The following is a 5,626-nucleotide window of genomic DNA, read 5'->3' as shown; positions in this document are numbered from 1 at the left end:
GGGGGGGGGGGGGGGGGCGCGGCCCGGGGGGGGGGGGGGGGGCCTCCCCCGGGGGGGGGGCGCGGACCCCCCCCCCCCCCCCCACTGCGTTGTGCGGCCCCTGCCGGGCCAGGTAAGGTAAGGGTTACCTCACTGATGATCAGCCGGATCGGTGGGGCATCCCACCGGAGGTGAAACCGCGTGTACGTCTGCTCTTGCTTCGGGATCACCGAGCAGCAGGTCCGCGACCACGCGGACACGGGCGCCTGCACGCCCCGCCAGATCGCCTCCGCCTGCAAGGCCGGCACCGACTGCGGCGGCTGTGTGCGCCGTATCCAGTCCCTGCTCGGCCGGGGTGACTGCCCCCGCCGGGAGCTCATCGACAGCGGTGCGCCCGAGCCGCTGGCCGCGGAGGCGGGCGTCGTGGCGCCCGCGGCGCTCTCGGAGGCCGCGTAGCCCTCCGGGGTGCGGGTGATCCGCCCGTGCCGGCCGGACCGTCGCGGAGCGCGGACCACCGGCCGCCCGCTCAGCTCGGCTGCTCGATGACCTGGGCGATGTAGAGCGCCTCCCCGAGCTTCTCGATCAGTTCCAGCTGGGTGTCGAGATAGTCGATGTGGTGTTCCTCGTCGGCGAGGATGTCCTCGAAGATATTCGCCGAGGTGATGTCGCCCTTGTTGCGCATGAGTTCGATGCCGCGCTTGAGCCGGTCGATGGCCTCGACCTCGATCTGCCGGTCGGCCTGGAACATCTCGGTGACGGTCTGGCCGACCCGTACGTGGAACAGCCGCTGGTAATTCGGCAGACCGTCGAGGAAGAGAATCCGGTCCGTCAGGATCTCCGCGTGCTTCATCTCGTCGAAGGACTCGGAGCGGGTGTACTTCGCGAGCTTCGTCCAGCCGAAGTTCTCCTGCATCTTGGCGTGCAGGAAGTACTGGTTGATCGCGGTCAGCTCGGCGGTCAGCTGCTCGTTGAGGAATTCGATGACCTCGGGGTCGCCCTGCATGGCTGCGGGCTCCTTCCACGCGAGAACTGGGCAGGTGCCGCGCATCCTCGCACCGCCTGGAGCGGGGCGTCCAGTAAGTGCACGCTTAGTACGAGTTGCCCGAATCCCTCCCTCCCTGGTCATCGGCACCCCTTCCGGTCTGACAACATGGAGGGCATGGGTCAGCCGGAAAGCCGCGAAGAGGAGCCTCCTGAGCTGCCTCCGGGGCAGCGGCTCCAGCGGGGCTGGCCGGTGACGCATTACGGGCCGGTGCCGAAGTTCCGTGCCGACCGCTGGGAGTTCCGGGCGTTCGGCGCCACCGCCGACGGCGCGAAACACTGCTGGTCACACGAGGAATTCACGGCACTGCCGTACACCACGGTCGTCGCCGATATGCACTGCGTGACGAAATTCAGCATGCTGGGAGCCGAATGGGGCGGGGTGCACACCCGGACCATCCTGGAGCTGGCGCCGCCGGCACCCGATGTCACCCATGTCATGGTGTGGGCCGAGTACGGATTCAGTTCGAATTTGCGGATCGAGGATTTCGCCGCGGAGAACTGCCTCTTCGCCACCCATCGCTCCGGTGAACTCCTCACCGCCGAGCACGGATTCCCGGTCCGGCTGATCGTGCCCCACCTGTACGCCTGGAAAGGGCCCAAGTGGGTCCGCGGCATCGAATACATGCGGGCCGACCGCCGGGGTTTCTGGGAGGAACGCGGCTACCACAACCTGGGCGACCCGTGGCGGGAGCAGCGCTACTCGTACCAGGAAGAGCCCGGCGACGGCCCCGAGCTCTGAGCCGCAGGCCCGGATCCGGTGGCCGGTGCGACCCATGATCAGTGGTGGTAGCGGTGCACCACCGCATGCCCCTTGCCGCGGCCGATCATCCACTTGTTGACCGGTGTGGTCACCACGAAGGCGAGCAGCAGGGACGCGGCCAGCACGCCCCAGAACAGCGCGTCCGAGAGCTGGGCGTCCATGGCGCTCGGCCAGAGCGCGATCACGCCGTTGTCGATCAGCTCCATGACCGCGATGGAGAGCGTGTCGGCGGCCAGCGCCACCCGGAGCGCTGCCCCGAGGCCGACCCCCGCCGCCAGGACGCCGCGCACCGTGAGCGCATAGCCGAAGACGAAAGCCAGCACGATCGCCAGGATCATCGTCGGGACGTTGTGCCAGCTCAGCGCCGTACCGATCACCATGCCGAGGATCTCGCCAAGGGCGCAGCCGGTCAGGCAGTGCAGGGTCGCCCGAGCCGCCGGCGCCCAGCCGGCAGGGCCGGGAGCGGGGCGGCCGGCGGACGGCGCACGGCCGACGTGGTCCGGGTGGCCGGCGCGCTCCGGGGCGCCGTCCCGGTCACCGTGTGCGGGCGTGGCCGCCCGGTGCTCATGCGGTGCGCGTTCCATGGAAACCCCCACGCGAGAGAGCGGTCCCTGCCGTACCGCAGGAACAATGTACCCCCCAGGGGTATTCCCCCATGGGGTGTCGGCGGGTCTCAGGGCGCGCGCAGCTCCTTGAGCCGGGCCACGTCCGCCGCATGCCCCTCCTTGCCGCCCGGTGTCTCGACGACCAGCGGCACCCCGGCCGTCGCCGGATGCACGAACAGTTCGCCGAACGGCTCCGCACCGATGTGACCCGCGCCGATGTTCTCGTGCCGGTCCTTGTGGGCGCCCGCCACATCCTTGGAGTCATTGGCGTGGATCAGCTTCAGCCGCCCCTCGCCGGTGACCTCCACCAGCTCGTCCAGCAGCGCCTTCATCCCGCCCGGCGCCGCCATGTCGTGCCCGGCGGCGAACGCATGGCAGGTGTCGAGGCAGACGCCCAGTTTGGGGTGCCGGTCCAGCGCGTCGAAATACGGCCCGAGGTCCTCGGCCAGCGCACACAGCGACGCGCCCTGCCCGGCCGTCGGCTCCAGCAGCAGCCAGGGGTCGTCCGGCCGTGTCAGCTCCTCCAGCAGCGGCCGCATCCGCTCCCTGACCTGCGCCATCGCCGTCGCACGCGGCCGTCCGCCGGTCGCCGAACCGGTGTGCACGACCACCCCGAGCGCACCGATCTCGCGGGCGCGGCGCAGCGAATGCCGCAGCGACGCCACGGACTTGTCGACCGTCGCCTCGGTGTGGGAACCGAAGTTGATCAGATACGGCGCGTGCACATACGCCGGAATCCCGTGCAGGTCACAGGCCGCCCGGAACGCCTCGTCCTGTGCGGGGTCGCCGGGGGCCGTCGCCCAGCCGCGCGGGTTGGCCACGAAGACCTGCACGGCCTCGTCGCCCATCTCACGGGCGTACGGAATGCCGGTCTTTGCCAGACCGCCGGCCACCGGCACATGGCCACCGACCGGATTACGGGCGCGGGCGCGCTGCTCGGCGCCCTTCGGGGAGGGGGAGGTACTCACCCTCCCAGGGTGCCAGGTGCGCTGCGGCCGCCGTCCCCCGGACGGCGGGCCGCCGCAATCGGCGCGCTACAGCGCGCCCTTCATCTTGATGGTGATCGTGCCGCCCTTGGGCGCCTTCTTGCCCGCCTCCACGGACTGCGACTCGACCTCGTCCTGCGGGAAGAGGAACGGCTTGTCCACCTCGACCTGGAAGCCGAGATCCGTCAGCTGCTTCTTGGCGTCCTCTTCGTTCTTGCCGGTCACATCCGGCACGGGGACCATCTCGGGGCCCTTGGACAGCGTCAGGGTGACCGTGTCGCCCTTGCCCAGCTTCTTGCCCTCGGCGGGGGTCTGCCGGGCGACGGTGCCCTTGTCCTGGGTCGAGTGGACCGGCTCGGCGGCGAAGCGCACCTTGAGCCCCGCCGCCCGCAGTGTCTCCGTGGCGTCCGCCCGCTCGCTGCCCAGCACACCGGGCACCTCGACCTCGGCGCCCCGGCTGATGGTCAGCGCCACCGCCGTGTCGGGCCGCCGCTTGGTGCCCGCGGCCGGGTCCGTACCGATCACCGAGCCCTTGGCGACCTCGTTGCTGAACGTCCGGGTCTCGGTGCCCGGGACCAGCCCGAGATCCCGCAGCTTGCGCTTCGCGTCGGCGACCGGGGTGCCCGACAGATCCGGGACGGTGACGATGTCCGGGCCCCGGGAGACGGTGATCGTGACCGTGTCCGTACCCCGGATCCGCCTGCCGTTCTCCGGGTCCGTCTTCATCACATGGCCGCGCTCCACGTTCGAGCTGAAGCCGCGCACCACCTTCACGTCCAGCCCCTCGTCCCGCAGCGTCCGCTCGGCCTTGGCCTGCGGCATGTCCAGCACCGCGGGGACCGTGGTGAACTGGCCGGAGTTGATGTACCAGACGCCGGTGCCCGCCCCGAGGAGCAGCAGCACCGCCGCGATGACCGTGATCAGCTTGTGCCGCTGGAGCAGCCCGCCGCGGGGCGCCTCCGGAGCCGGCGCCGGACGCAGCCGGGTCGTCCGCTCCGACGGCGGCACCTCCAGCCTGCTGGTGCGGTTCAGCTCCGCCCCGTCCGTCCCCGGCAGCGGCGGCTGTACGCCCTCGGGCCGGGGTATCACGTCCGTCGCCTCCGAGCCGTCGCCCGCCCCGCCGACGAGGCCGCCCGCGGGCACCTCCTTGGCCGTCGGCGGCACGATGTCCAGCTGGTCGTCGGTCAGCTGCGCACGGGCCTCCTGCGCCCGGGACAGCAGCGCCACCGCGTCCTGCGGCCGCTGCTGCGGATCGCGGGCGCAGGCCAGCGCGACCAGCTCGTCCAGCTGCGGCGCGAGACCGGGCACCAGCCCGGACGGCGGCAGCACGTCCTCGTGCAGATGCTGGTAGAGGACCTGTGCCACGGAGCCGCCGTTGTGCGGCTTGCCGCCGGTCAGCATCTCGTAGAGCACCACACCGCAGGCGTAGACATCGACCCGGGCGTCCGCGGTGCCGTGCTCCATCTGCTCGGGCGCGAGATAGGACACGGTCCCCAGTACGGAGCCGGTCGAGGCGGTGGTGTTCGTGTCCACCGCACGCACCAGACCGAAGTCGGCGACCTTCACCCGGCCGTCGTCCCCGATCAGGACGTTCTCCGGCTTCATGTCGCGGTGCACCAGACCGGCCCGGTGCGCGGCCCCCAGCGCGGCGAGGATCGGCTCCAGGACGTCCAGCGCGGCCCGCGGCTGGAGAGCGCCGCGTTCGCGCAGCACATCGCGCAGTGTGCAGCCGGCGACGTACTCCATCGCCAGATAGACGTACGTCCCGTCCGTGCCCTGGTCGAAGACCCCCACCACATTCGGATGCGACAGCCGCGCGACCGACTTCGCCTCCCGGATGAACCGGTCGACGAACGCCGCGTCCGTCGCAAGCGTCGGGTGCATCACCTTCAACGCGAGCAGACGGTCCAGCCGGGTGTCCACGGCTTGATAGACCGTGGCCATCCCCCCGGCGGCGATGCGCGCCTGGACGCGGTAGCGGCCGTCGAGCAGCTGGCCCACGAGCGGGTCCTGAAGCGTCATATCCACGGCGAGGAGTCTAATCGGCCGTACGTTTTCGGCTTTGCCGCCGTGGTGGTTGCGCGCCGTTTCGCTGCGCTTTGCCTCGGCCCGCGTTTTTGGCTTTCCCGCCGTGTGGGTTGCTCGTCGTTGCGCCTGCGGCGGGCGGGTGGTTGTCGGGTGCGGTGACGGGCCTCCGGTGCCTGGTGTGTGGACTGCTTCGCTTTACGTCCACACACCAGGCCCCTCCGGCC

General features: G+C 70.9%; 6 protein-coding genes. 2 read left to right on the top strand and 4 right to left on the bottom strand.

The genetic code is table 11. The features are described from left to right. Nucleotides 1–180 precede the first annotated feature (180 nt). Nucleotides 181–435: a bacterioferritin-associated ferredoxin gene (locus ACFW5B_RS35090; protein WP_386449137.1), complete on the top strand. Its 255-nt coding sequence runs from the start codon at nt 181–183 to the stop codon at nt 433–435. A gap of 70 nt (nt 436–505) precedes the next feature. Here ACFW5B_RS35090 and bfr read toward each other — a convergent pair whose 3' ends face one another. Further along, nucleotides 506–982, bottom strand: coding sequence for a bacterioferritin (gene bfr, locus ACFW5B_RS35085; protein WP_018093517.1), 477 nt, complete (start codon nt 980–982; stop codon nt 506–508). Between the two features lie 147 nt (nt 983–1,129). Between bfr and ACFW5B_RS35080 the strand changes: the two genes are divergently transcribed. After that, entirely contained in the window at nt 1,130–1,762 is a 633-nt protein-coding gene (locus ACFW5B_RS35080; protein WP_386449133.1) for a sulfite oxidase-like oxidoreductase, read from the top strand. Between the two features lie 38 nt (nt 1,763–1,800). Here the strand turns inward: ACFW5B_RS35080 and ACFW5B_RS35075 are convergent, their stop codons facing one another. From ACFW5B_RS35075 to pknB, 3 genes are all read right to left on the bottom strand, one after another. Beyond that, complete coding sequence (locus ACFW5B_RS35075; RefSeq protein ID WP_386449130.1) at nt 1,801–2,367, bottom strand: DUF4396 domain-containing protein; 567 nt, start codon at nt 2,365–2,367, stop codon at nt 1,801–1,803. A gap of 89 nt (nt 2,368–2,456) precedes the next feature. Then, a complete protein-coding gene (locus tag ACFW5B_RS35070; protein ID WP_386449127.1) occupies nt 2,457–3,356 on the bottom strand; it encodes a deoxyribonuclease IV in 900 nt (299 codons plus the stop codon). 66 nt (nt 3,357–3,422) lie between these two features. After that, nucleotides 3,423–5,396 carry a Stk1 family PASTA domain-containing Ser/Thr kinase gene (pknB, locus tag ACFW5B_RS35065; RefSeq protein WP_386449140.1) on the bottom strand — a complete coding sequence of 658 codons (1,974 nt, stop codon included), beginning with the start codon at nt 5,394–5,396 and terminating at the stop codon, nt 3,423–3,425. Nucleotides 5,397–5,626: the final 230 nt, after the last annotated feature.

Origin of the sequence: Streptomyces sp. NPDC058773 (genome assembly GCF_042746015.1) — a bacterium.
GTDB lineage: Bacteria > Actinomycetota > Actinomycetes > Streptomycetales > Streptomycetaceae > Streptomyces.
The sequence above is the reverse complement of the archived record's forward strand: the minus strand, read 5'-3'. Positions and strand labels throughout refer to the sequence as shown.

Excerpts from the sequence above, each read along its gene's own strand:
- bfr (WP_018093517.1), bottom strand. The coding sequence starts at position 982 with ATGCAGGGCGACCCCGAGGTCATCGAATTCCTCAACGAGCAGCTGACC.
- ACFW5B_RS35080 (WP_386449133.1), top strand. The coding sequence starts at position 1,130 with ATGGAGGGCATGGGTCAGCCGGAAAGCCGCGAAGAGGAGCCTCCTGAG.
- ACFW5B_RS35075 (WP_386449130.1), bottom strand. The coding sequence starts at position 2,367 with ATGGAACGCGCACCGCATGAGCACCGGGCGGCCACGCCCGCACACGGT.
- pknB (WP_386449140.1), bottom strand. The coding sequence starts at position 5,396 with ATGACGCTTCAGGACCCGCTCGTGGGCCAGCTGCTCGACGGCCGCTAC.